Origin of the sequence: Roseovarius sp. SK2 (assembly GCF_028807495.1) — a bacterium.
Taxonomy (GTDB): domain Bacteria; phylum Pseudomonadota; class Alphaproteobacteria; order Rhodobacterales; family Rhodobacteraceae; genus Roseovarius; species Roseovarius confluentis.
In genome coordinates, this window is sequence record NZ_JARAMK010000002.1 from 476777 (window position 1) to 500480 (window position 23704).

A 23704-nucleotide genomic window follows, 5' to 3' on the forward strand; every position below is an offset into this window, starting at 1 on the left:
CGGGGTTTCACCCCGCCACACGTCAAAGATGTGGGACGTTCACGCATCACGCTGCTAGCCCGTCCCGGGCTTGACCCTGCCTGCCCCGGGCCGGATCCGGGGGGACCTCCGGTGTCACCACGCACCCGTGTAGGGTGGGTGAAGACCCACCATCCCCGCCTCACGCCACGCGGGTTCCCCGGCTCCACACCGCGCGCAGGGCCGGCGCCCCGCCGCGCAGGTCGAAGCGAATGAGGTCCGCCCGCTTGCCGGGCGCAATCTCGCCCCGGTCCTGCAATCCCACGGCCTTCGCCGGAGCCGCCGTCACCGTCGCCAGCCCCCGCGCCATGCAGCCCCAGTCCTGCCCCAGCTTCACCGCCGCCAGAAGCAGCGCCGAAGGCACGTAATCGGACGACAGGACATCCAACAGCCCGGCCTCGGCCAGGTCCCCCGCCGCCACGTTGCCTGAATGCGACCCGCCGCGAATAAGGTTCGGCGCGCCCATGATCACCGCGATGCCGCGCGCGTGGCTGGCCTCCGCCGCCTCCACCGTGGTCGGAAACTCCGCCATCGCCACGCCATAGCCCTTCGAGGTCTCGACCTGCGCCTCGGTCGTATCATCATGGCTCGCCAGCACCGCACCATAGCGCGCCGCCTCGCGCACCGCCGCCGCCTCGTGCCGGTCGCCATTGGCGTCACGCAGCCCCTTCAACTGCGCCACATGCGCCTCGAACTCCGCATCCGACAGCGCGTGCTTGCCCTTCATGTAATCGGCCAGCTTGGTGATATCCCGGAACTGTCGCTGCCCCGGCGTATGGTCCATCAAGCTGACGATCCCGACTCGGTCTTCCGGGCCGAACTCCGCCATCTCCTCCTCCAGCGTTTCCGAACACACCTCCGCCCGCAGGTGCAGGAAATGGCTGATCTTCAGCGCGTCCTCCTCGCGCAGCGCCCACAGCTCGCTTGCCAGGCCCCGCGCATAGGCCAGGTACCGCCCGCGCCCCGTCGGGATAGACCCCACCCGCATCGCGTCGAACACCGTCGTGATCCCGGTACTCGCCAGTTCCGCGTCATGTGCCAGGATCGCGGCGTTATGCGGCCAGTCCACCTTGGGCCGCGGCTGGATATGCCGCTCCAGGTTGTCGGTATGCAGCTCGATCAGCCCCGGCGCCACGAAGCCAGCCCCGCAGTCGATCGCCCCAGGGTCCACTTGGTCACCCTCCTCGATCCCGGCGATCACGCCCCCCTCCACGGTCACGCAGCCGGTCATGACCCGGTCCCGCAGGATCACTCTGGCATTGGCAAGGCAAAACGTCTCTTTCATGGAACCATCACTTGTCTTGAAGTTGAAACATCGGCAAACCCGCGCACATGGCTTTCCAACGCTACGCTGTCTACCACACGCCGCAGGGTGCCCTTGGCCGGTTCGGTGCCGACTGGCTCGGCTGGGACGTGGAAAGTGGCCAACCGACCACGCCGCCCGACATCGAGGGCCTTCCGGCCCCGTGGGATGACATCACCGGCACGCCCCGCAAATACGGCTTTCACGCGACGATCAAGCCACCCTTCCACCTGGCCGAGGGCTGGACGGAAAGCGACCTCCTGACCGCCTTCACCACACATTGCGATCTTGCCGCGCCGGTCACGCTCGACGGGCTGGAACTGGCGCAACTCGGCCGCTTCCTGGCCTTGGTGCCCACCGGCGACACCGGGCCGCTCAACCGCCTTGCCGCCGACACCGTCCGCACGCTCGACCCGTTCCGCGCAGCCCTCACCGACGCCGACCTCGCCCGCCGCCGCGCGTCCGGCCTCACGCCCGAACAGGACGCGCTGCTGCTGCACTGGGGCTACCCCTACGTGATGGACCAGTTCCGCTGCCACTACACCCTGTCGGGCAAACTGCCCAAGGCGCAGGCGCGCCGGCTCCACGCGACTCTCGAGCCAGTGGTCGCACCACTGATCCCGCGCCCCTTTACCCTCGACACGCTCAGCCTCTGCGGTGAAGATGCCCAGGGACGATTCCACTTTATTCATCGCGCCACCCTCTCCGGCTGAAGCTGCGTCCAGACGGCCTCCGCCGCCTCGGCCACGGTCCCGGTATTCTCCACCCGGATTACGCGGTCCAGCCCATCAGGCAAGGCAAACCCGGCCCGTTCCAGCCGCGCCGCGATCACCTCGGCGCTTTCCCGCCCGCGCGCCGCCAACCGCGCCGCCAGCACCGCAACCGGTGCGGTCAGATGCACCACCGCAAAGCCGGGAAACATCGCCTGCGCCTCGGCCAGAACCGACCGCGACAGGTTCACAAGGCACAGATGTCCGGCCGCCAGGTCCTCATTCACCGCCACCGGCACGCCATAGCGCAACCCGTGCGCCTGCCAATGCAGCGCAAACGCCTCCGCCAGGACCCGCGCCTCGAACCCGTCCGCGCTCACCGCCTCGAAATTCTCACCGCCCGCCCCCGCGTCCCGCGTGATCACCCGGCGCACCAGCCGCACGCCCGCGTGCCGCGCTGCCAGCGCCTGCATCACGCTGTCCTTGCCCACGCCCGACGGCCCGACAACGCCGATCAACCGCCCCCTATGCCCCAAGGCACACATCACGCCGCCTTCGGGGTAAAGACCGACACGTCGATCTCCCGGTCGCACACCCGCGCCCGCGCCGCCTCGTCATGGAAAATCCCGACAATCGCCGTGCCCCGCGCCTTGGCCTCCTCGATCAGGCTCAGCACCGTCTCGCGATTGGCCGCATCCAGGCTCGCCGTCGGCTCGTCCAGCAGCATCGCCGGATAGCCATGCGCGAAACCGCGCGCGATGTTCACCCGCTGCTGCTCGCCGCCCGAGAATGTCGTCGGGCTCAGCCCCCACAACCCCTCGGGAATATTCAACCGCCCCAACAACTCCTCGGCCCGCGCCATGGCCGCATCCCTGTCCACTCCAACCGATAACAGCGGCTCGGCCACCACCTCCCGCGTCGGCACCCGTGGCACCACCCGAAGGAACTGGCTCACGTACCCCAACGTCTCGCGCCTCAACGCCAGTATCTCGCGCGGCTCGGCCCGGGCCACGTCCACGCCCCCCACCACGATCCGCCCCGACGCGGCCAGGTAGTTGCCATAGATCATCCGCATCAGCGTCGACTTGCCCGCGCCCGACGCCCCCGTCAGCGCCACACATTCGCCTGCCGCGACGCACAGCGACGCCCCCGCCATCACCGGAATGACCGCGCCGCCCTGATTGTGCAGCACGAAGTTCTTCGACACGTTCTCGATCTCGATCATGACCCGGCCTTTTTCTTGCCAAAAATACTCAAATCCCGACGGCTCACACCTGCAACACGCTGGAAACCAGCAACTGCGTGTACCCATGCTGAGGATCGTCAAGCACCTGGTCGGTCAGACCCGTCTCGACGACATGCCCGTCCTTCATCACCATCAGCCGGTCCGCCAGCAGGCGCACCACCGCCAGGTCATGCGTCACGATGATGGCGCTCAGCCCCATTTCGCGCACCAGCCCGCGCAACAGGTCCAACAGCCGCGCCTGCACGCTGACATCAAGGCCCCCCGTGGGCTCGTCCATGAACACCAGCCTTGGCCCCGTCACCAGGTTCCGCGCGATCTGCAACCGCTGCTGCATCCCGCCGGAAAACGCCGTGGGCCGGTCATCCACCCGGTCCTCGGCGATCTCCACCCGGCCCAGCCAGTCGATCGCACTGCTGCGGATGTCCCCGTAATGTCGCGCACCCACGGCCATCAGCCGCTCGCCCACATTGCCCCCCGCACTCACACCCATGCGCAGACCATCCCGCGCGTGCTGATGCACGAAGGCCCAGTCCGTCCGCCCCAGCATCCGCCGCTCGGGCTCGGACATTCTCAGCGTATCGCGTGGCCCCTCCACCGCGGTGTCGAATATCACCTCGCCGGCATCAGGAGCCAGATGACCGGCGAGGCAGCCCAGAAGCGTGGATTTACCCGATCCACTCTCCCCGACGATCCCCATCACTTCGCCCGGATAAAGGTCGAAGGACACGTCCCGGCATCCAACCCGGGGACCATAGAACTTCGCCACATCGCGCACCTGCAAAAGCGGAGTCATCACGCCAGCCCTCCCGCACACGGATTTTTCGAAAAATCCGCTCCAAAATTTTTCCAAAAATTTTGCGCCCCGTGTCTCATGCCGCACCCTTCTCATAGGGCACGCCCTGCGCCCCCACATGGCCTGCGGCCCGGCGCCCCCGGCAGTAATCCGTGTCCGAACAGACGAACATCCGCCCGCCCGCATCATCCACGATCACCTCGTCGAGGTAGCTGTCCCCGGCCCCGCACAGGTCACATGCATGCTCCGCCTTGCTCGGCTCGAACGGATGGTCCTCGAAATCGAGGCTCACCACCTCGCACCACGGCGGCAGCGCATAGATCCGCTGCTCCCGCCCCGCACCGAACAGCTGAATGGCCGCCATCTCCATCTTCGGGTTGTCGAATTTCGGTATGGGCGACGGGTCCATCACGTAACGCCCCTCCACCTTCACAGGATAGGCATAGGCGGTGGCGATCGCCCCGTGCTGGCTGATATCCTCGTAGAGCTTCACATGCATCAGCCCGTATTCCTCCAGCGCATGCATCTTCCGCGTCTCGGTCTCGCGCGGCTCCAGGAACCGCAGCGGCTCGGGAATGGGCACCTGGTAGACCAGGATCTGGTCCTCGGTCAGTGTCTCCTCGGGGATCCGGTGCCGGGTCTGGATCAGCGTCGCGCGGCCCGTCTCCTCGGTCGTCTCCACGCCCGCCGTCCGCTCGAAAAACTTGCGGATCGACACCGCGTTCGTCGTATCGTCGGCCCCCTGGTCGATCACCTTCATCCGGTCCTCGGGCACCAGCGTCGCCGCGCTCACCTGCACGCCGCCCGTGCCCCAGCCATAGGGCATCGGCATTTCACGCGACGCGAACGGAACCTGGTAGCCGGGAATGGCCAGCCCCTTCAGAATGGCCCGCCGGATCATGCGCTTGGTCTGCTCGTCCAGATAGGCGAAATTGTACTCGTTCACAGCAACCCCCGCTCTGTCAGGTCCCGGCGCAGCGCGTCGGGAGAGGTGAAATGATGCGCCTGCCAGCCCGCCTTGCGCGTGCCTGCCGCATTCGCGGCACTGTCGTCGATGAACAGGCAGTCGCTCGGACTCAGCTTGTTGCGCCGGCACAGCAGGTCATAGATCTCGCGGTCGGGCTTGATCCGCCCCTCATGCCCCGACACGACCACGTCCTCGAACGCATCGCCCAGCTGCGGATGCACCTCCAGCGCGACGGGCCAGGTATCGGCGGCAAAATTCGTCAGGCCGTAAATCGCATGCCCTTTGCTGCGCAGCCGCTCCATCAGCGACCACGTCTCACGGATCTTGTCCCGGATCGTCAGGTGAAACCGGTCGAAATACCCATCCAGCAAAGCAGCATGGCCCGCGGGCACCGCAGCCACCGCCTCTTGCCGGGTGCGCCCGCGATCCTGTTCGAGGTTCCAGGCATAGAAATCCGCGTCTATCAGGAAGGCGTCGATCTCTGCTTCGCTGTCGAACGCATGCCGGAACGCCGCATGCGGATCCCAGGCGATCAATACGTTGCCGATATCGAACACGATATTCACGCCACGCCCTCCCGTCCGCGCGCATACCGCGCCAACCGTTCCTCCAGCGTGCCGGTGTGCAACTCCAGCAAATGCCCATCCGGCGCATGGAAATACACCGACCGCCCCTCGCCCTCGACCCTTGCCCGCGGCGGACGCATCTCCAGCCCCAGCGCCTCGATCCGCGCCACGCGCGCCTCGAAATCGGCCTCGTCCACCTTGAACGCGACGTGGTTATAAGTCCGCTCTGCCAGCGGCGCGCCCTTCATGATCGCGACCCACACGTCGCCCACCATGAAAAACCGCTCCTCGGACAGCGAGAATTGCTCGGGCCCGCTGGCATAGACACAGCGCGCCTCCAGAACCTCCTCCAGCACCCGCTGCATCCGGTCCAGATTGGCACAGACAAAGGTGATATGCGACAGCCCCGCACTCATTCCGCCGCCTCCCGCGCCTCTTGGCCTTCCGCCTCGCGCCGTAATTTCCGCACCAGCTCCAGCTCGCTCTGGAAATCCACGTAATGCGGTAGCTTGATGTGCTCCAGGAACCCCGTCGCCTGGATGTTGTCGGCATGCATCAGGACGAACTCCTCGTCCTGCGCCGGCGCGCCCACGTCATCCTCGCCCAATTCCTTCCAGCGCAGCGCCCGGTCCACCAGCGCCATGGAAATCGCCTTGCGCTCGGTCTGCCCAAAGACCAGCCCATAGCCCCGCGTGAACTGCGGCGGCTCTGTCTTGGACCCCTTGAACTGGTTCACCGTCTCGCATTCGGTCAGGGTGATCTCGCCGATCCCGATGGCGAACCCCAGCTCGGGCACCTCCATCTCGACCTCCACCGTGCCGATGCGCAGCTCCCCCACGAAGGCGTGGTTGCGCGCGTATCCCCGCTGGGTCGAGTACGCCATGCCCAGCACGAACCCCTCGTCGCCCCGCGTCAGCGATTGCAGCCGCAGCGCCCGGCTCGCCGGCAACTCCATCGGCTCGCGCGTCAGGTCCGGCGGCGTGGCGTCACTTTCGTCCTCGGTCTGGATCAGCCCCTCGCGGTTCAGAAACCCGGTGATATGCGGCACCGCCGCCTCCGATGCCGCCGCCTCCGGCGCGTCCGGGAGGTCCCCTTCGGCCGCCAGTTTGAAATCCAGCAGACGGTGCGTGTAGTCGAAGGTCGGCCCCAGAACCTGCCCGCCCGGCGCATCCTTGAACGTGGCCGAGATCCGGCGGTCGCAATCCATCTCGCCCGTCTCCACCGGCTCGGACGCACCGAACCGCGGCAGCGTCGTGCGATAGGCCCGGATCAGGAAAATCGCCTCGATCAGATCCCCCCGCGCCTGCTTGATCGCCAGCGCGGCCAGGTCAGGATCGTATAGCGAGCCTTCCGCCATCACCCGATTGACGGCAAGGCTCAATTGCTCCCGGATCTGCGCCACCGACAGTTCCGCAATGCCGGTATCGCCCCGCCGTTCCTCGGCCAGCCACGCATGGGCGTTTTCAATGGCCCGCTCGCCGCCCTTCACCGCAACATACATGGCTCAGCCCTCCACTTTCGTGGTTCGTGGCAACGCCGCCACGCGGTCGCCACAGGTGAAAAAGAAATCCAGGCCCAGCGGAAACGCCGACGCATTGCGCTGGAACGCCGCCACCTCGGGCAGGCTCAATCGCGCCGTCTCCCTGATGCCCGGCCCGCGCAGCACCGCGCCTTCCGCCACCAGTTCCGACATTTCGACGATCAATGTCGTCGACCGGTCGGGGTATTCCGGCGTCCCCACCGGATACGCCTCCAGCGGGCCCAGTGCCTCCCACGTCCCCAGCGCGAACATCGCCCCCTCCGGCCCCGCGAAAGGCGCGCCTGTGTGAAACGTGATCCACTCCCGCACGGCGGGCGCATCAAAGTCTCCGGCCAGGTACACAGGCGTCTCCGCATCGCACAGCGTCAGCACCAGCACCCCGGCGGCCACCGACAACGGCGCAGGCGGCACGGCCCCTGCCAGGTCCTCGATCCGCCCGGGCCGCGCCATCGCGTTCATCGCCCCGCGAAACGCCCGTGCCGCATCCACCGGCGCATCGCCGAACCCGCCTGTCAGTGCCTCGGTGTGCATCAATCCTCTCCCCGCTGCATGGTAAAGAACTCCACCTTGGTCGCCGCCGCCTTGGCCCGGCGCTTCGCCTTTGCCGCCACCAACGCCTCGGTCAGCGGCCCCACGATCCCCTCGCGCACCCGGCCCGCATCCTCGGTCTGCATCAGCGCATCCACCAACGCGGCGTTCGTCGCATGACCCTTGTTGCGCCCCTGCACGTAGCCATGCCCAACCGCGCCACAGCCCAACCGCAGCGAACAGCGCGTCACCGTCATTTCGCCCAAGTTGAACGGCGCTCCCGTCGCCCCGGTCCGGCCGCGCACCATCACCGCCCCAACCTCCGGCGCACGCAGCATCTCGTGCTCCGGTTTCAGGCCAAGCCCCTCCCACAGCCGCGCCAGGTCGGCGGCGGGGGCCTTGGCCAGCTTGCTCATCCACGCCTGTCTCTCGGAATTTTCGGTCATCTAGACACCTTGCGAAGTTGTCTAACTTACTATACAACTAGACAAATCTATAGCGCATCGCCCCCGAGTCGCCAAGCCCCCACCCCGTGAAAGTTTCATGACATGCCGCCCAATACCGCCCCACGCACCGCCCCAAGAACGCCTGTCTGGAAATCCATTCTCGCCACGCTCACCGACGACATCGCGGCGGGCCGCTACGCCCCCGGCGACAAGCTTCCTACCGAGGCCGAACTGGCCCGCCGCTTCGGCGTCAACCGCCACACCGTTCGCCGGGCGCTCGCGGACATGGCCGAGGCCGGCACCGTCTTTCCCCGCCGCGGCGCGGGAGTTTTCGTCGCTCAAAAGCCAACCGATTACCCTTTGGGCGAGCGCGTGCGGTTCCAGACCAACCTGCGCGCCGCCGGTCGCCTGCCCTCGCGCCGCGCCCACTTGATCGAAACCCGCGCCGCCGACGCCACCGAGGCCGAAGCGCTGGCCCTCGCCCCCGGCGACCTCGTGCATTCCTACGATGGCCTCTCGCTCGCCGATGACCAGCCGCTTGCCCTTTTCCGCTCCGCCTTTCCGGCTGCCCGCCTGCCTGACCTGCCGGATGCCCTGCGCCGGCACAATTCCATCACCGAAAGCCTCCGCGCCGTCGGCATCCCCGACTATACCCGCGCCTGGACGCGCGTCGCCGCGCGGTTGGCCTCCCCCACCCAGGCGGGCCACCTTCAGATCCGCGAAGGCGCGCCTCTCCTGCGCACCGTCTCGCTCAATCTCGACCCGAACGGCCAGCCGCTGGAATACGGCCGCACGTGGTTTTCCGGCGATAAGGTCACGCTGACCCTCGGCGACGCCCTGCCCGAAAATGCACCAGAAAAAGACACGCAGAATTAACCATTTGTCACTCCCACGATACAAACCCACGCTACCTTGACACGAAACGAGCGAGAGCAGTGCGATGGCCCCGAAACCCTGCGACATGCGCCTGACAGGCGCGCGCGTCCTGCGCGACGGCGAGTTGCAACGCCGCTCCGTCGTTGTCCGGCAGGGCGTCATCGGCAAGGGCCCGCTGCCCGAGGTCGATCTTTCGGGCTATCTCGTCCTGCCCGGTATCATCGACCTGCATGGCGACGCGTTCGAGCGCCACATCGCGCCGCGCCCCTCCGCGCCGTTTCCGCTTCTCGACGGTCTGGCCGCCACCGACCGCGACGCCGCCTCGAACGGCATCACCACCGCCTGGCTGGCGCAAAGCTGGTCCTGGGAAGGTGGCCACCGCGCGCCCGACCAGGCCGAGGCGCTGGCCCAGGCGCTCGCCGCCTACCGCCCCCGGATGCAGACCGACCTGCGCCTTCAGGTCCGCTGCGAAACGCATCTCACCGACAGCGCCGAGCGCCTGCTGACTCTGATCGACACGCATGACATCGACTACGTCGTCTTCAACAACCACCTCGATGACGCGCTCGACGCCGCCCAGACCCGGCCCGCCACGCTGGCCCGCTGGGCCGAAGAGGCCCGCCGCTCGCCGCAGCAACACCTCGCCGCGCTGCGCGCCGCCAAGAAGAACGCCACCTACGTGCCCCGTTTCCTGTGTCGCCTTGCCGAGGGCTTCGACCGCCGCGGCGTCCTTTACGGCAGCCATGACGACCCCGACGCCGAAACGCGCGAGACCTATTCGATGATCGGCGCCAAGATCTGCGAATTCCCGGTGACGCGGGCCGCCGCCCGGCTGGCCACGGCGGTGGGCGACCCGGTCCTGATGGGCGCCCCCAACGTGGTGCGCGGCGGCTCGCAGGCCGGCAACGCCGCCGCCGAGGACCTGATCGAGGCCGGCCATTGCGACGCGCTGGTGTCCGACTACCACTACCCGTCGCTGGCCCGCGCCGCCTTCGCGCTCGTGGACAAGGGCCTGCGCACGCTTCCCTCCGCCTGGGCGCTCATCAGCAGCACCCCCGCGCACATCATGCGCCTGCCCGACCGGGGCGAGATCGACTATGGCCGCCGCGCCGACCTCGTGGTGGTGAACGAAGCCACCCGCCAGATCGAGGCCACCCTCTGCGCCGGCCGCATCACGCATCTCGCAGGCGAGGCCGCCACCCGCTTCTTCGGCGCGGGCACCGAACTTGCCATGGCCGCAGAGTAAGGCGTTTCTCGATGAACTGTGTCACAGCTTATCGTGATACGCCGCGCAACACTCGATCGTTGCACGCGTTTCGCCTTCAGCTGATGGCTCAGGTTAAAGGTGAAACGCTTCGGCCTGTCACCCAGCTTTCACCGAGCCGACACATCCCTGTTGCACGACTCGGCCATACAGACCTCGTTCACTTGTCCCCGAACACCAAGCATTTTTCATGACCAAACCGGGCGGCCTTCGGGCCGTCCTTTTAATATGGAAAGGGCACTGCATCACGCCAATCCGTAGGGTGGGTTTCAAACCCACCGCGCGCCTCACCCTTCGTATTTCTCCAAAAACGCCTCCGCCGGCAGCTCCCGGAAATCCTCCAGCGCCGCACGCAGCCGGTCATGCGACCAATCCCACCAGCCAAGGCCCATAACCCGCTCCGCCACCTCCGGCGCAAGCCTTGCCCTGACCGGCACCGCCGGAACTCCGGCGACAATCGTGTAAGGCGCCACGTCCCGCGTCACCACCGCGCCCGACGCCACCACGGCCCCGTGCCCCACCGTGACCTCCGGCTTCACCTGCGCATTGTGCCCCAGCCAGGTGTCATGTCCGATCACTGCGCGCCGCGCCTTGCGCCGCCCAAACCACTCCGCGTCATCCTCCGCGTCACCCCAGTAACTGGCCGACCGGTACATGAAATGATGCAGGCTCGCCCGGTCCAGCGGATGATCCGTGGCGCCCACCCGCACGAAGCTCGCGATATTGGAAAACTTGCCCACCTGCGCGTTGGCGATATCGCACATCCGGTCGCAATAGGAATAATCTCCGAAAACCGACTGCGCCACGCGGCTCCCCCGGCCCACCTCGCAAAAGGCACCAAAGGAACTGTCGGAAATCTCGCACTCCGAATGGATCAGCGGCGCGTCGGCACTCAGCTTCGGCATCCTGCCCTAGTGCCCCGCGTCATCCGACTGGATCAGCCGCCGCCGCAGCATCCCCGACACCCAGTCCATGAAGATCACCATCAGCACGACCAGGACGATGTAATAGGTCACCTCTTCCCAATCCTTCTGGGTGATGATCGCCTGCGTCAGCAACAGGCCAATCCCACCCCCGGTGATCGCGCCGATGATGGTGGCCGACCGCGTGTTGCTCTCCAGGTAATACAGCACCTGGCTCAGCAGGACCGGCGTCACCTGCGGAATGACACCGAACCGATACCGCTGCACCGGCTTGGCGCCCGTCGACTGCACACCCTCGATCTGCTTCTCGTCCACGTTCTCCAGCGCCTCGGAAAACAGCTTCCCGAACGAGCCTGTGTCCGTCAGCAATATCGCCAGCGCGCCCGTCAACGGCCCCAGCCCGAACGCCCGCGTCAGCACGATGGTCCAGATCAGCGCATCGACCCCGCGCAGGAAGTCGAACAGACGCCGGAACGCGAAGCGTACCGTCTTCAGCGGGGCAAAGTTCTTGGCCGCTATGAACGCGACGGGCAGCGCCACTATGGCCGCCCCCATCGTGCCCAGGAACGCCATCAGGATGGTCTCGAAAATGGCCCACATCACGTCCGAATGCCGCCACATCTCGTTATACCAGAAATCGTCCCAGATCTCGCCCGCCTCGCCACTGAACGCGCGGCCAATCACCTGTCCGAAACTCATCCCGTGATAGGGGCTGTCCAGCGTGAAGAAAAACAGCTCCCAGCCGGTGAAGTACCGAAACACCTCCGCCCGGTTGCGCGTGACCGTCAGGCGCCCCGCCTCGGTCGTGATCGCCAGCCGGTTCTTGGAACTGTTGATCCACTCCGGCAGATCGCCGTCCGGAAACTCCTGCACCACGCCCTGGCTGCGGCTGGGCGTCGCCCGGATCACTCCGTATCCCGGCACGTCATAGCTGATCGTCTCGGGGCCAAAGACCACCATGTGACCGTCCCCAAGGTCGATCACCGTGTCACGTCCCAGTTCCACCCACTCAGGCGCCTCGCCCTCGGGATATTCGCCTTTCCGCTCACCCTCGATGGCCACCTCGACGCTGGCATCGCGGTTGTCCCGCGTCACGTGCACCTTGTAGCTATAGGTATCCGCCACCAGCGCCCGCGCGTTCTCGGCGCTCGCCCTCTGCATCAGCCCCGGCACGTCGAAGGCGAAAAACACATAGACGAAATAGGCCAGGATCAGCGCCGGCACGCCAAAGGCCACCATCCGCTTGCGCTGAAACAGCGTGGCCGTCTGCGCCATCAGCGCATCGGTATCGGTCACCTTGGTGTTCATCGACGTCGCGCTCATCGGTGCATCTCCACCTTGCGTCCGTGAACCAGCCGGTCCCGGAAATGGCTCGACAGCTGGTCGAACAGGATGATCGTGGCGAACAGCATCAGGAACATCGCCGCCGCCTCGTCATAGCGCCCCTGCCCCCAGCTGATCGCGTTCTTCAGCTCGTAGCCAAGGCCCCCTGCGCCCACGAAGCCAAGGATCGCCGAGGCACGGATATTGATCTCGAACCGCATCAGCGCATAGCTCAGCCAGTTCGGCGCCACCTGCGGCACCACCCCCAGCATCATCCGCTGGCTCCACGTCGCGCCCACCGATTCCAGCCCGTCCAGCGGCTTCAGCGACGCGTTCTCGTTCACTTCCGAGAACAGCTTGCCCAGCGCCCCCGACGTGTGGAACGCAATCGCGATCATCGCCGGCACCGGCCCGCCGCCCAGCACGAAAATCAGGATCAGCGCGATCACGATCTCGGGCACCGCGCGGGTGATGTCCATGATCCGCCGGAACACCGGCACCAGCCTCGGGAACCGCGCCAGCCCGCGGGTGGACAAGAGCGAAAGCACGACCGCCGCCAATGCACCCACCAGCGTACTGACCGCGGCGATGTTCACCGTCTCCAGCAGCGCTGGGAAAAACGTCACGAAATGCGCCGGAAGCTGCCCGATCTTCTCGACCGCCTCGGCCACCACCTCGCCGGGATAATCAAAGAAATTGTCCAGCCCCCCGATGAAGGACCCGCCATTGCGCTCTTCGGCGAGGCGAAACCCCGACACCATCAACAGGATGAAGACCAGCAACGTGATCCCCGAATAAAGCCGCCGCCTCGACACCTGCGCCATGTAGGTCGCCTGCATGTCGCTCAGCGGCCGCGCGCCGCCGGATTGGGTCACATCTGCCATGAAGCCTCTCGGGAAATATGCAAATGGCGGGCCCACTCGCGGGGCCCGCCATCTATGATGTGTCGCGCTTATTGCGACTTGGACTTGCGCGCCTCGATGATCGACAGGTACGCGTCGTGGTCGATCGGATCGAAGCCCAGGCTTTCGCCGGCCGAGATCGAGTAGGTGCAGTCCTTGTCGGTCTCGTACATGCCGTCGACCAGGGCGACCATCGTCTGCTTCACGTCCGCGGGCAGCGACTTGCGCAGAACAATCGGGCCTTCCGGGATCGCCTTGGACTTCCAGATTTCAACCAGGTCGTTCATGTCGACAAGACCCGCATCCACGGCCTTGCGCAGCGCGCCGGAGTTATAGCCGTCTTCCCAGTTGCCCTGGCCGTCGGCCCAGGTCACGCCGGCGTCGATGTCGCCGTTGTTGACCGCAACGATGGTCTGCTCGTGACCGCCGGTGAACTTCACTTCACCGAAATAGTCGCCGGATTCCATCGTGATCTCGTCCGAGCTTTGCGGGATCTCGATCGACGGGATCAAATAGCCCGAGGTCGAGTTCGGGTCACCGAAGCCGAAAACCTTGCCCTGCATATCTTCCAGCGAGGTGATGCCGCTGTCCTTGCGGGCAAAACCGATCGAATGATAACCGTAAGAGCCGTCGAGGTTGATCTTGACCAGCACCGGCTCGACCGCCTCGGGGTCCTGCAGATAGGTCGCGGCATAGCCCGACGCGCCGAGCCAGGCCATGTCCAGCGTGCCGCCGACAAGGCCCTGGATCACACCGGCATAGTCGGCCGGGGCAAACAGCTTCGTTTCCACGCCCAGCGCTTCCTCGGTGTAGTTCTTCAGGCACTCGTGCGAGCTCAGCCGGTCCTGGGCGTTCTCGCCGCCAAGAATACCGATGCGGAACTCTTCGATTTCCTGGGCCATGACAGGCGCGGTCATGGCAGTGGTGGCCGCAAGGGCAGCAATCAGTTTCTTCATCTTGGTCCTCCAGTCGGGTTGTTGCCACCGGCCCCCGTGACCGGCGTGCAGATGAATTTCAGGGTCGTAGGGTCAGGCAATCTCGCGCTCCGGCGTTTCGATCGCGGTCGAGGTCGCGGCCTCGGAAAAGCCTGCGTCGGCGCCATAGATGTCGCGCGTCACGCCGGTGGTCAGCTGTTCGGGCGTGCCGTCGAACACCATCCGCCCGTCGCGCATGCCGATCACCCGGTCACAGTACTTGCGGGCCGTATCCAGCGTGTGCAGGTTCGCCACCACGGTACGGCCGTCTTCCTCGTGGATGCGCCGCAGGTCGTCCATGACCAGCTGCGCGTTCATCGGGTCGAGGCTGGCAATCGGCTCGTCGGCCAGCACGATCTTGGGCTCCTGCATAAGCGCCCGCGCGATGGCGACGCGCTGCTGCTGGCCGCCGGAAAGGGCCTCCGCCCGCTTCGGCGCGTGCTCGGCAATGCCCAGCCGGTCGAGGATGGCGATGGCACGGTACATATCGGCCTGCGGGTAAAGGTTGAACATCGTCGCAAAGGTGGACCGGCGATTGAGCGTGCCGTGCAGCACGTTGCTCACCACGTCCATGCGCGGCACCAGGTTGAATTGCTGGAAGATCATCGCGCAATCCGACTGCCACGCACGCTTCTCGGCACCTCGCAGGGCGGTCACGTTCCGGCCCTCGAACACGATGCTGCCATTGCTGGCATCGGTCAGCCGGTTCAGCATCCGCAGCAAGGTCGACTTGCCTGCCCCCGACCGGCCGATAATGCCGATCATGGCGGGTCTCTCCACGCTGAACGTGATGTTGTCCACGGCCTTGTGCTGGCCAAAAACCTTCGTCAGCTTGGTAATCTCAAGCACGCTCATGTCCCCCGGTCGTTCGGCGCACACCTACGCAGGGTTTCAGAAGCTTCTGTGACGCTGCGGTAAAACTTTTGTAACGCGCGCCGGTCCGCGACACTTTGCGCGCCCATGCTGCATCGCGGCGGAACGCTTGCATTGCGCCCTGCGCGGGCGTATCCCGAAATCATGGCACGCGCATCCACACGTCTGAAGTCCAGCGACTGGCTCTCCGCCGGGCTCGATGCGCTATCCGAACTCGGCCCGACCGCGCTCAAGGCCGAACCGCTGGCGGTGCGCCTGGGCGTCTCGAAGGGCTCGTTCTACTGGCATTTCCGCGACGTGCCAGCCTATCACGACGCCCTGCTGGCCGCGTGGCGCGACGACAGCATCGCCCGCCTGCCCGACCTGATGAATGACGGCGGCACCGAGGTGGCCCGCCTGCGCAACCTCGCCCAGGCGTTTGCGGCCCCCGACGCCACCGAACCCGCCCTGCGCGCCTGGGCCAATTCCGACGACATCGCCCGGGCCGCGGTCAACGATGTCGACGACGCCCGCCTCGCCGCGCTGCAGAACCTGCTCTCCGAGGTCGGCATCGACAACCCAGAGATGGCCCGCATCCTCTATGCCTCGGCCATCGGCATGACGTCGCTGGGCAATGCCAGCCCGGCGGATCATATCAGCGCCATAGGCTCGCTCGTCGACCTGGTGCTGGCCCTGCGGTGATGCGCGGCCTGCTGACGGTGCCCTTGGTGGTGTCCCTGGTGAATTGCAGCGGCGATGAAACCCTCTCGGGCCACGGCGCGGCGGACAAGACGTGGCAGCTCACGGAAATCGACAGCACCGCCTTCGACGCGACTGCCACCATCACCTTCCCCGAGGAAGGCAAGATCGTCGGTGAGGCCCCCTGCAACCGCTACTTCGCCGCGCAGCTGCAACCCTACCCGTGGTTCGAGGCCGCCGAGATTGGCACCACCCGCCGCGCTTGTCCCGAACTTGACCGCGAGACCGCGTTTCTGGACGCGCTCGGTGCCATGAGCCTCGCGGAAGTCACCGAATCCACGCTGATCCTCAGCACCCCAGAGGGCCGCGAGATGATCTTCCGCGCCGTCGATTGAGGCTTGCCGGATAAAAAACGCCCGCGCCCGAACAGGAGCGCGGGCGATCATTCTACATGGTTACTGCATGCTTTCTGCGGTCACCTTATAGATCGTGCCCTCATCCGTGGCGACATAGAGCGCGTTATCGGGCCCCATGGCAAGACCACGGAATCTCTCTGAAAAGCCAAGCGGCATCCGTGTGATGGTGTTGATGCCCATGCCATCATCCGTGAGGCTGATCATGTCGATCCTGGACCCGATCGGCGTGTCACCGAACCCGATTCCCATGATGCCGACGGCCAGGCGACCCTCGTAGATGCCCCAGTTTTCCCCTGTGAGAAACGCGGCCGACCCGGTGCCCTGAGAAAACCCGTTGTTGTTCCACGACGGCGGCATCAGGTCATCAAACCGCGTGTCGCTCATCGGGGTGTAGGCCGCGCGGATCGCCGGGTCCATGCCTTCCGTCTGGTTCGGCTCATAGCCACAGTACTCATCCGGGCACTCGCCCCGGCCACCCGTGTTCTGGGCAGGATCCCATCCGGCATTGCCACCGTTCACAAGCGCCGTGATCTCGTCGTTATGCCAAGGCCCGTGCTCTGCGGTGAAAGCTCGGCCGTCGCTCGGGCGGAAATCGATGCCTTGCACGTTCCTGTGCCCGTAGGTGTAGATGCGCGGGTCATAACCTTCGGGGGGATTGTTGTCGGGATGGGCATTGCCGTCCCCGTCGATCCTCAGGACCTTACCGCAAAGCAGTTCGCCATCCTGCGGACAGATCCCCCTGTGACGATCACCACCCGTGACCCAAAGAAATCCATCCGGTCCAATGCGGAGCCTGCCGCCGTTATGCGCGCCCGGCCCGCCAAAGGGCTGATCGGAATCGAACGGCTTGTACTGGATATCCGTAACGATGTCGGTTCTGTCGGACACGCTTGTCAGGTCATCACTGACCGTGAACTTCATCACGATGTTGCCGTCGCACCGCTCGAAGTTGGTCTTGCAGCCATCGCCGTGATACTTGTCCGATGTCGAGTAGAGGTAAAGCGTGCGGTTTTCCGCGAAATCGCTATCCGGTGCCACGCCAAGCATACCGGCCTGCCCTTCGCAGAAAAGGTCACTGCCGGTATCCGCGTAGCCTTCGGTATCCTTCATGCCGTAGAGCGCATTCACGGTTCCATCCGGCGTTCTGACCGAAAGGCCATCGCATTTTTCGGTGAAGAACATCGTGCCGTCCGGCAGAAAAGCCATGTCCCAAGGGGCGTCCAACTCCTCCAGGACAGCCGATGGCGTAGTTTTCGGTACGTTCATCGCTCCGTCGTTTCCCTGCGCAAATGCAGCGGGTGCCGCGGTCGTCACAACGAGTGCCGCGACGGCTGATAAAAGCCGTTGTTCCATGGTAGTCCTCCCATTCGTCTATTTTTTTCGTTTAGAGTGTATGATGCTCGGACGAACACAACTTAAGCGTCAAGAAAAATCTCGGTTATGGCGGAAACTGTACCGCATGAAAGTCGGTGGGCATGGATCGTAGAAAACGGCGGCATGACCGGCACGGCACACCCGCGTCAGGCCAGCGCGTCGACCAGAACGGCGTTCAGTTCCGAGCCTGACCGGCGTAGCACTGCCAGTTCCTGAAACGCGTCCGACTGCCAGAATGCCCGCGCATGAGCTCGATCGGGAAATTCCAGGATAAAGGCCGCGTCGGGCAACGCACCCTCGCCCTCCAACCGCTCCGGGTTACCGCCCCGCACCAGGAACCGGCCCTCATGCGCCGCCACGACGTCCGGAATCCTGGCGAAATACGCCTCTATCCAGTCCCGGCTATGAATCTCCATCTGCCCGATCACGTATGCCGCCATGGCCCTGCCCTCCGTCCGATCCGCCAATCCTAGGCCGCACGCGGCAGCACGCGCAATGCCACCGGCGCGCCGCACGGTTGTTCTCGGGCCCCTCAACCCCCAAATGACATCCAACAGATGAAAGGCCCCGCCATGCGCTATTCCGTCCTCGATCTCGCCCCCGTGCCCGAAGGCCACGACACCGCGACCGCGATTTCCAACAGCCGCGATCTGGCCATCGCGGCTGAAAAGATGGGCTATCACCGCTTCTGGCTGGCCGAGCATCACAACATGCCCGGCATCGCCAGCGCCGCCACGTCTGTCCTGATCGGCCATATCGCCGAAGCGACAACCACCATGCGCGTCGGCGCGGGCGGCGTCATGCTGCCCAACCACGCGCCGCTCACCATCGCCGAGCAGTTCGGCACGCTCGCCACCATCCATCCCGGCCGCATCGACCTTGGCCTCGGGCGCGCGCCCGGCGGCGACATGTCCGTCGCCCGCGCCCTGCGCCGCGGGCTCGAGGCCGACCGCTTTCCCGATGACGTGGTCGAACTCATGGGCTACTTCGCCGATGCCGATCCCGCCGCGCCGGTCGCCGCCCATCCCGGCCAGGGCACCCATGTGCCGGTCTGGATCCTCGGCTCCAGCCTCTACGGCGCGCAACTGGCCGCGCATCTGGGCCTGCCTTATGCCTTCGCCTCGCATTTCGCGCCCGACGCGCTCGATCAGGCGCTCGAGATCTACCGCACCCGCTTCCAGCCCTCGGCCCAGCTCGACCGGCCCTACTTCATGCTCGCCGCCAACGTCTTTGCCGCAGACAGCGACGCTGAGGGCGCCTACCTGCGCACCTCCATGCAACAGGCCTTCGCCCGCCTGCGCACCGGCCAGCCCGGCAAACTGCCCGCCCCGGTCGAGGATATCGAGGCGGCCATCGGCCCCCAGATGACCGACGGCGTGAACCACGCCTTGCGCGTCTCCGCGACCGGGTCGCCTGCGACCGTCCGCGCCCAGCTTGCCGCCCTAAAGGACCGCTACCAGCCCGACGAGATGATCCTGACCGGCCAGATCCACGACCACGTCGCACGGGTCAACTCGTTCCGCATCGCCGCCGAGATCCTGCAGGACATGACCACCGCCGACGCCGCCTGAGAGCGCGCCAGAGTTTTAAGCCGCGCGATTGCCAGACCGCGGGCTGGTGACCGACAGACGTTGGGCACACTTTATGGCCGCCAAATCCGCAAAATCTTAGATCAAAGCGCCAACGTCAGCCAATCGCCAGCCCGTCCGGGCGGCCCCCCTTTCGGCGATTGCAGGCAATCGCCTTTCGGTCAGCGGCCGATCGCGCGGCGGCCTACGGCCTTGAGTCCGCGCGGTGCACGATCGGCCACTTGCCGAATAACCGCCCTTTCACCGCTCCGCCACCTGCTCCAGCCGCCGGATCAGCCGCGCCCGCGCCTCTGGCAGCGGCTTGTGCCCCATCTCCGGCGCCAGGTGGTTCATCAGGAAATACCCGGTCACCCCCAGCCCCTCCAATATCTCGCCATCGCCGCACACCCCCTCGCCCAACAGCGGCGCGGGCAGCGGCAACAGCTTGTCGGCCCACTCACCGGCCCCGGCCCGTGACACCGCCCGACCCGTGCGCGGCGAAATGAAACTCAGGTCATTCGCCTGCCGCCCCAGCACCGCGCATTCCGACAGGTCCAGCCCGAACCCCATCTCGTCCAGCAGCGCCATCTCCCACTTCAGGTAGGCCAGCGGCCACACATCCCCCTGCCCCAGCAGGTCCAGCAGCGCCTCGGTCTGTCCGTAAAGCCGCCCATGCGCTTCGCGTTCCGGCAAGCAGAACAGTAGCAAGGACGTGACCGCGTTCAGCCCCGCCAGCGCCACCCGGTCCCCCAGCGATGCTGCGGCGCGCGACCGCACCGGCTCCACCGTGAACGCGCCCAGGTGATCTTCCAGCCGCGCTTTCCACGTCACGTCGACCTGCCCCCCGGGCTGCAAAACCGGCGCCATCTTGCGCGACGCCCCGCCGCGCACCACGCCCGCATGCCGGCCCTTCAGGGGGGTGAACACCTCCAGGATCGCCGCCGCCTCACCATGCGGGCGGCTGGCCAGCACTATGCCTTCGTCACGCCATTCCATGACACTGCTCCGCCTTCCGAACGGCCATAGGACATCAAAAGATGAACCCTGCCAAGGCCCACCCCGACCCACGGTCTGGAAATCCGGACATGACCGGGGGCCAAAGGTATGCTTATCTGCCCCCGAATTGATTTTACGAAAAGGGGGTTCTCGATGCCATTTTCCACCACCCGCGCCCTGGCGCTGACCACCACGCTTCTGGCCGCCCCGGCGGCGCTGGCCAATGACAACGTCATGGTCGTGTTCGACGGCTCCAATTCCATGTGGGGCCAGATCGACGGCACCGCCAAGATCGAGATCGCCCGCGATGTCATCGACAACCTCCTGGGCGACTGGGCCGACGACCGCAGCGTCGGCCTCATGGCCTACGGCCACCGCAGCCGCGGCGACTGCACCGATATCGAGGTCATCGTCGAGCCCGGCGCGGCCCAGCGCAGCGAAATCCTGGATCGCATCAAGTCCATCACCCCCACGGGCAAGACCCCCCTGACCGACGCCGTGGAACAGGCGGCGACACAGCTTTCGTACACCGACCGCCCCGCCACCGTGGTCCTCATCTCCGACGGTCTGGAAAGCTGCGAGCGGGACCCGTGCGAGCTGGCCCGCGCGCTGGAAAAAGGCGGCGTCGGCTTTACCGCCCACGTGGTGGGCTTCGGCCTCGGCGCGGACGAAGACACCGCGTCCCTCTCTTGCATCGCCGAGGAAACCGGCGGGCAATACATCCAGGCCTCCAACGCCGACGAACTGGGCGCGGCCCTCTCCGCCGTCGCCACCGCCGTCGCCGAACCGGAGCCCGAGCCCGAACCGCAGGCGCCCGAGGTGACCGTCGACGCGCCCGACACCGCCGTCGCCGGCAGCCCCACCACCATCACCTGGGACCCCACGGTGAGCGAGGCCGATTACATCGCCGTCGCCCCCGCTGGCTCCCCCGAAACGGAACTTGGCCAATACACCCGCATCGGCAAGAACACCGAAGTCACCATCGCCATGCCCGGCGAGCCGGGCGCCTACGAGGCCCGCTATTACAGTACCGAGACCAAAACCGTCCTCGGCACCGACCCGGTCGAGATCACGCCAGCCCAGGTCACCCTGCAAGCCGCCGACACCGTCCAGACCGGCAGCCCGGTCACCGTCAGCTGGTCGCCCACCATAAACCCGCGCGACTATATCGCCATCGTCCCTGTCGGCGCCGATGCCGGCACGCTGGCCAATTACCGCGCCATCAACAAGCACGAGAGCTTCGACCTCACCTCCCCCGCCGACCCCGGAATGTACGAGATCCGCTACATCCTCAACGTCGACAGCCGCACCGTCGCCAGCCGGCCTATCGAGGTGGCCGACCCGCAGGTCACGCTCCATACCCCCGAAACCGCCCTCACCGGCGCCGAAATCCCGGTCAGCTGGTCCGGCACGGTCAACGCCAAGGACTATATCACCATCGTCCCCATGGGCGCGGACGAAGGCACCTACACCAACTACTTCCCCGTCCGCGACGACAGCTCCGGTCGCCTTCTGGCCACTGCCGACCCCGGCATGCACGAGATCCGCTACATCCAGCGCGAAGGCACCAAGACGCTCGCCAGCGCCACCATCGAACTGCTGACGCCCGAGGTCACGCTCAGCGGCCCGGCCACCGCCGTCACCGGCGCGCAAGTCCCGGTCAGCTGGACCGGCACCGTGAACGCCAAGGACTACATCACCATCGCGCCGGTGGGCGCCGATGCCGGAACTTATGGCAGCTATCAGCCGGTGCGCGACGACGACACCGTGACGCTCACCATGCCCTCCGACACCGGCATGTACGAACTGCGCTACGTCCTGCGCGAAGGCCCGCGCGTGCTGGCATCCGCCCCGATCGAGGTGACCAACCCCGAGGTCACTGTCTCCGGCCCTGAAACCGTCGCCACCGGCGCACAGTTCACCGTCTCCTGGACCGGCACGGTCAACCCCAAGGATTACGTCACCATCGTCCCCGTGGGGGCCGACCCCGACACCTTCGGCAGCTACCAGCCCGTCCGCGACGACAGCGAGACGCGCCTGGTCGCCCCGTCGGATACCGGCATGTACGAATTGCGCTATCTCCTGCGCGAAGGCCCCAAGGTCATGGCCACCGCCATGATCGAGGTCACCGAGCCGCAGGTTACCGTCTCCGGTCCCGAAACCGTCAGCACGGGCGCGCAGTTCACCGCCCGCTGGACAGGCGCGGTCAACCCAAAGGACTATGTCACCATCGTCCCCGTCGGCGCCGCGGAGAACGAGTTCGGCAACTACCAGGTCGTCCGCGACAACACCGAGACCACGCTGACCGCGCCCTCGGACACCGGCATGTACGAACTGCGCTACCTTCTGCGCGAAGGCCCCAAGGTCATGGCCACCGCCATGATCGAGGTCACCGAACCGCAGGTCACAATCTCCGGCCCTGACAGCGCCGCCACGGGCGCGTCGGTCACCGTGGAATGGACCGGCACCGTGAACCCGCAGGACTACGTCGTCGTCGTCCCCGCCGGTGCGCCGGAAAACGAATTCGGCAACTACCAGGTGGTACGCGACGCCTCAAAGGTGGCGCTCACCATGCCCGCCGATCCGGGCATGTACGAGTTGCGCTACCTGATGCGCGAAGGCCCCAAGGTCATGGCCACCGCCATGATCGAACTGACCCCGCCCGAGGTCACGGTCACCGGCCCCGAACAGATCCGCGCAGGCGACGATATCACCGTGGACTGGACCGGCACGGTCGCCACCAACGACTACATCAACCTCGTCCCGATGGGCGCGGCGGACGACAAATTCGGCACGTACATCTCGGTGCGCGAAGCCACGTCCGCCACCATCAAAGCTCCGGCCGAGACCGGCCTCTACGAGGTGCGTTACGTCCTGCGCGAAGGCACCCGCGTCCTGGACCGCCACACGGTCGAGGTGCTGGCCGAGGACGCCGCCCTCAACACCGGCGCCGCCCTCACCGCCCCCGACAGCGCGGCCCCCGGCAGCACCATCGACGTCGGCTGGCAGGTGGACAGCAACAGCGCCGACCAGCGCATCACGCTGGCACGCGGCAACCAGGCGATCTTCACCTGGCTCCAGGCGGTCAAGATCACCGACGGCGCCACCACAGCGCAGATCGACCTGCCATCCGAGCCCGGCGTCTACGAACTGCGCTTCCTCGACGTCGCGGGGCAAGAGGTTCTGGCCCGCAAGGTCATAACAGTAGAGTAACCACGCCGCGTGAGAGCCAGACCGTCCGAGCGGTCCGGCTCTCACGCGCCAATATCCGCACCCGTCCCGGGCTTGACCCAGGACCTCCCTGCTTCGGGGCGATCCGCTGCGCACGTCGCATTAACTGCCGCTTTACCGCGCGCGCCCCGTTAACCCGCCAAAACCGTGAAAAACGCACCGTCGCCATACCACCCGGATACCGACGCG

25 protein-coding genes are annotated in these 23704 nt (G+C 66.1%); 7 read left to right on the top strand and 18 right to left on the bottom strand.

Annotated elements, in window-relative coordinates:
• Positions 1-160: 160 nt before the first annotated feature.
• Positions 161-1303 (bottom strand): alpha-D-ribose 1-methylphosphonate 5-triphosphate diphosphatase, encoded by a 1143-nt coding sequence (locus PVV74_RS06590; RefSeq protein WP_274592646.1) that lies wholly within the window; start codon positions 1301-1303, stop codon positions 161-163.
• A gap of 47 nt (positions 1304-1350) precedes the next feature.
• On the opposite strand from PVV74_RS06590, the gene PVV74_RS06595 reads away from it, so the two are divergent.
• Complete coding sequence (locus tag PVV74_RS06595; RefSeq protein ID WP_103762070.1) at positions 1351-2034, top strand: DUF1045 domain-containing protein; 684 nt, start codon at positions 1351-1353, stop codon at positions 2032-2034.
• Here PVV74_RS06595 and phnN read toward each other — a convergent pair.
• The 9 genes from phnN to phnG form a co-directional block, all read right to left on the bottom strand.
• Positions 2010-2576 (bottom strand): phosphonate metabolism protein/1,5-bisphosphokinase (PRPP-forming) PhnN, encoded by a 567-nt coding sequence (phnN, locus tag PVV74_RS06600; RefSeq protein WP_274592647.1) that lies wholly within the window; start codon positions 2574-2576, stop codon positions 2010-2012. The genes PVV74_RS06595 and phnN overlap by 25 nt on opposite strands.
• Entirely contained in the window at positions 2576-3256 is a 681-nt protein-coding gene (phnL, locus tag PVV74_RS06605; RefSeq protein ID WP_103762068.1) for a phosphonate C-P lyase system protein PhnL, read from the bottom strand. Before phnL ends, phnN begins: the two co-directional genes overlap by 1 nt.
• A gap of 43 nt (positions 3257-3299) precedes the next feature.
• Positions 3300-4070 (bottom strand): phosphonate C-P lyase system protein PhnK, encoded by a 771-nt coding sequence (gene phnK, locus PVV74_RS06610; protein WP_103762067.1) that lies wholly within the window; start codon positions 4068-4070, stop codon positions 3300-3302.
• Between the two features lie 76 nt (positions 4071-4146).
• Positions 4147-5016: an alpha-D-ribose 1-methylphosphonate 5-phosphate C-P-lyase PhnJ gene (locus tag PVV74_RS06615; RefSeq protein ID WP_274592648.1), complete on the bottom strand. Its 870-nt coding sequence runs from the start codon at positions 5014-5016 to the stop codon at positions 4147-4149.
• The gene (locus tag PVV74_RS06620; RefSeq protein ID WP_274592649.1) at positions 5013-5603 is read right to left on the bottom strand and encodes an HAD family hydrolase; all 591 of its coding nucleotides are present in this window, start codon (positions 5601-5603) and stop codon (positions 5013-5015) included. Before PVV74_RS06620 ends, PVV74_RS06615 begins: the two co-directional genes overlap by 4 nt.
• Positions 5600-6019 (bottom strand): FosX/FosE/FosI family fosfomycin resistance hydrolase, encoded by a 420-nt coding sequence (gene fosX, locus PVV74_RS06625; protein WP_274592650.1) that lies wholly within the window; start codon positions 6017-6019, stop codon positions 5600-5602. Before fosX ends, PVV74_RS06620 begins: the two co-directional genes overlap by 4 nt.
• Positions 6016-7104 (bottom strand): carbon-phosphorus lyase complex subunit PhnI, encoded by a 1089-nt coding sequence (locus PVV74_RS06630; protein WP_274592651.1) that lies wholly within the window; start codon positions 7102-7104, stop codon positions 6016-6018. Before PVV74_RS06630 ends, fosX begins: the two co-directional genes overlap by 4 nt.
• A gap of 3 nt (positions 7105-7107) precedes the next feature.
• Positions 7108-7674 carry a phosphonate C-P lyase system protein PhnH gene (gene phnH / locus PVV74_RS06635; protein WP_274592652.1) on the bottom strand — a complete coding sequence of 189 codons (567 nt, stop codon included), beginning with the start codon at positions 7672-7674 and terminating at the stop codon, positions 7108-7110.
• Positions 7674-8117 carry a phosphonate C-P lyase system protein PhnG gene (gene phnG, locus PVV74_RS06640; protein WP_274592653.1) on the bottom strand — a complete coding sequence of 148 codons (444 nt, stop codon included), beginning with the start codon at positions 8115-8117 and terminating at the stop codon, positions 7674-7676. The genes phnH and phnG overlap by 1 nt, the downstream gene beginning before the upstream one ends.
• Positions 8118-8219: 102 nt before the next feature.
• On the opposite strand from phnG, the gene phnF reads away from it, so the two are divergent.
• Together phnF and PVV74_RS06650 are read left to right on the top strand one after the other, a co-directional pair.
• Complete coding sequence (gene phnF, locus PVV74_RS06645) at positions 8220-8993, top strand: phosphonate metabolism transcriptional regulator PhnF (RefSeq protein ID WP_274592654.1); 774 nt, start codon at positions 8220-8222, stop codon at positions 8991-8993.
• A 64-nt stretch (positions 8994-9057) separates the two neighbouring features.
• Positions 9058-10239 (top strand): alpha-D-ribose 1-methylphosphonate 5-triphosphate diphosphatase, encoded by a 1182-nt coding sequence (locus tag PVV74_RS06650; RefSeq protein WP_274592655.1) that lies wholly within the window; start codon positions 9058-9060, stop codon positions 10237-10239.
• 305 nt (positions 10240-10544) lie between these two features.
• Here PVV74_RS06650 and PVV74_RS06655 read toward each other — a convergent pair whose 3' ends face one another.
• The 5 genes from PVV74_RS06655 to phnC all read right to left on the bottom strand — a co-directional run bounded on the left by PVV74_RS06655 (position 10545) and on the right by phnC (position 15228).
• Positions 10545-11162, bottom strand: a complete 618-nt coding sequence (locus PVV74_RS06655; RefSeq protein WP_274592656.1) for a chloramphenicol acetyltransferase — start codon at positions 11160-11162, stop codon at positions 10545-10547.
• A gap of 6 nt (positions 11163-11168) precedes the next feature.
• Complete coding sequence (gene phnE, locus PVV74_RS06660; protein ID WP_274592715.1) at positions 11169-12488, bottom strand: phosphonate ABC transporter, permease protein PhnE; 1320 nt, start codon at positions 12486-12488, stop codon at positions 11169-11171.
• Positions 12489-12499: 11 nt separating this feature from the next.
• Positions 12500-13387: a phosphonate ABC transporter, permease protein PhnE gene (phnE, locus tag PVV74_RS06665; RefSeq protein WP_103762057.1), complete on the bottom strand. Its 888-nt coding sequence runs from the start codon at positions 13385-13387 to the stop codon at positions 12500-12502.
• Between the two features lie 68 nt (positions 13388-13455).
• Positions 13456-14361, bottom strand: a complete 906-nt coding sequence (phnD, locus tag PVV74_RS06670; protein WP_274592657.1) for a phosphonate ABC transporter substrate-binding protein — start codon at positions 14359-14361, stop codon at positions 13456-13458.
• Positions 14362-14433: 72 nt separating this feature from the next.
• Positions 14434-15228 carry a phosphonate ABC transporter ATP-binding protein gene (phnC, locus tag PVV74_RS06675; RefSeq protein WP_274592716.1) on the bottom strand — a complete coding sequence of 265 codons (795 nt, stop codon included), beginning with the start codon at positions 15226-15228 and terminating at the stop codon, positions 14434-14436.
• 168 nt (positions 15229-15396) lie between these two features.
• On the opposite strand from phnC, the gene PVV74_RS06680 reads away from it, so the two are divergent.
• Together PVV74_RS06680 and PVV74_RS06685 are read left to right on the top strand one after the other, a co-directional pair.
• A complete protein-coding gene (locus tag PVV74_RS06680) occupies positions 15397-15933 on the top strand; it encodes a TetR/AcrR family transcriptional regulator (protein WP_103762481.1) in 537 nt (178 codons plus the stop codon).
• Positions 15933-16325: an META domain-containing protein gene (locus tag PVV74_RS06685; RefSeq protein ID WP_274592658.1), complete on the top strand. Its 393-nt coding sequence runs from the start codon at positions 15933-15935 to the stop codon at positions 16323-16325. Before PVV74_RS06680 ends, PVV74_RS06685 begins: the two co-directional genes overlap by 1 nt.
• 60 nt (positions 16326-16385) lie before the next feature.
• On the opposite strand, the gene PVV74_RS06690 is transcribed toward PVV74_RS06685, so the two are convergent.
• On the bottom strand, positions 16386-17612 hold the full coding sequence (locus tag PVV74_RS06690) for a PQQ-dependent sugar dehydrogenase (protein ID WP_274592659.1): 1227 nt from the start codon (positions 17610-17612) through the stop codon (positions 16386-16388).
• Positions 17613-17866: 254 nt separating this feature from the next.
• Positions 17867-18160, bottom strand: a complete 294-nt coding sequence (locus PVV74_RS06695; protein ID WP_274592660.1) for a DUF1330 domain-containing protein — start codon at positions 18158-18160, stop codon at positions 17867-17869.
• A gap of 132 nt (positions 18161-18292) precedes the next feature.
• Between PVV74_RS06695 and PVV74_RS06700 the strand changes: the two genes are divergently transcribed.
• The gene (locus PVV74_RS06700; protein ID WP_274592661.1) at positions 18293-19291 is read left to right on the top strand and encodes an LLM class flavin-dependent oxidoreductase; all 999 of its coding nucleotides are present in this window, start codon (positions 18293-18295) and stop codon (positions 19289-19291) included.
• Positions 19292-19549: 258 nt separating this feature from the next.
• On the opposite strand, the gene recO is transcribed toward PVV74_RS06700, so the two are convergent.
• A complete protein-coding gene (recO, locus tag PVV74_RS06705; RefSeq protein ID WP_103762052.1) occupies positions 19550-20284 on the bottom strand; it encodes a DNA repair protein RecO in 735 nt (244 codons plus the stop codon).
• A 153-nt stretch (positions 20285-20437) separates the two neighbouring features.
• On the opposite strand from recO, the gene PVV74_RS06710 reads away from it, so the two are divergent.
• On the top strand, positions 20438-23497 hold the full coding sequence (locus tag PVV74_RS06710) for a VWA domain-containing protein (RefSeq protein ID WP_274592662.1): 3060 nt from the start codon (positions 20438-20440) through the stop codon (positions 23495-23497).
• Positions 23498-23704 lie beyond the last annotated feature (207 nt).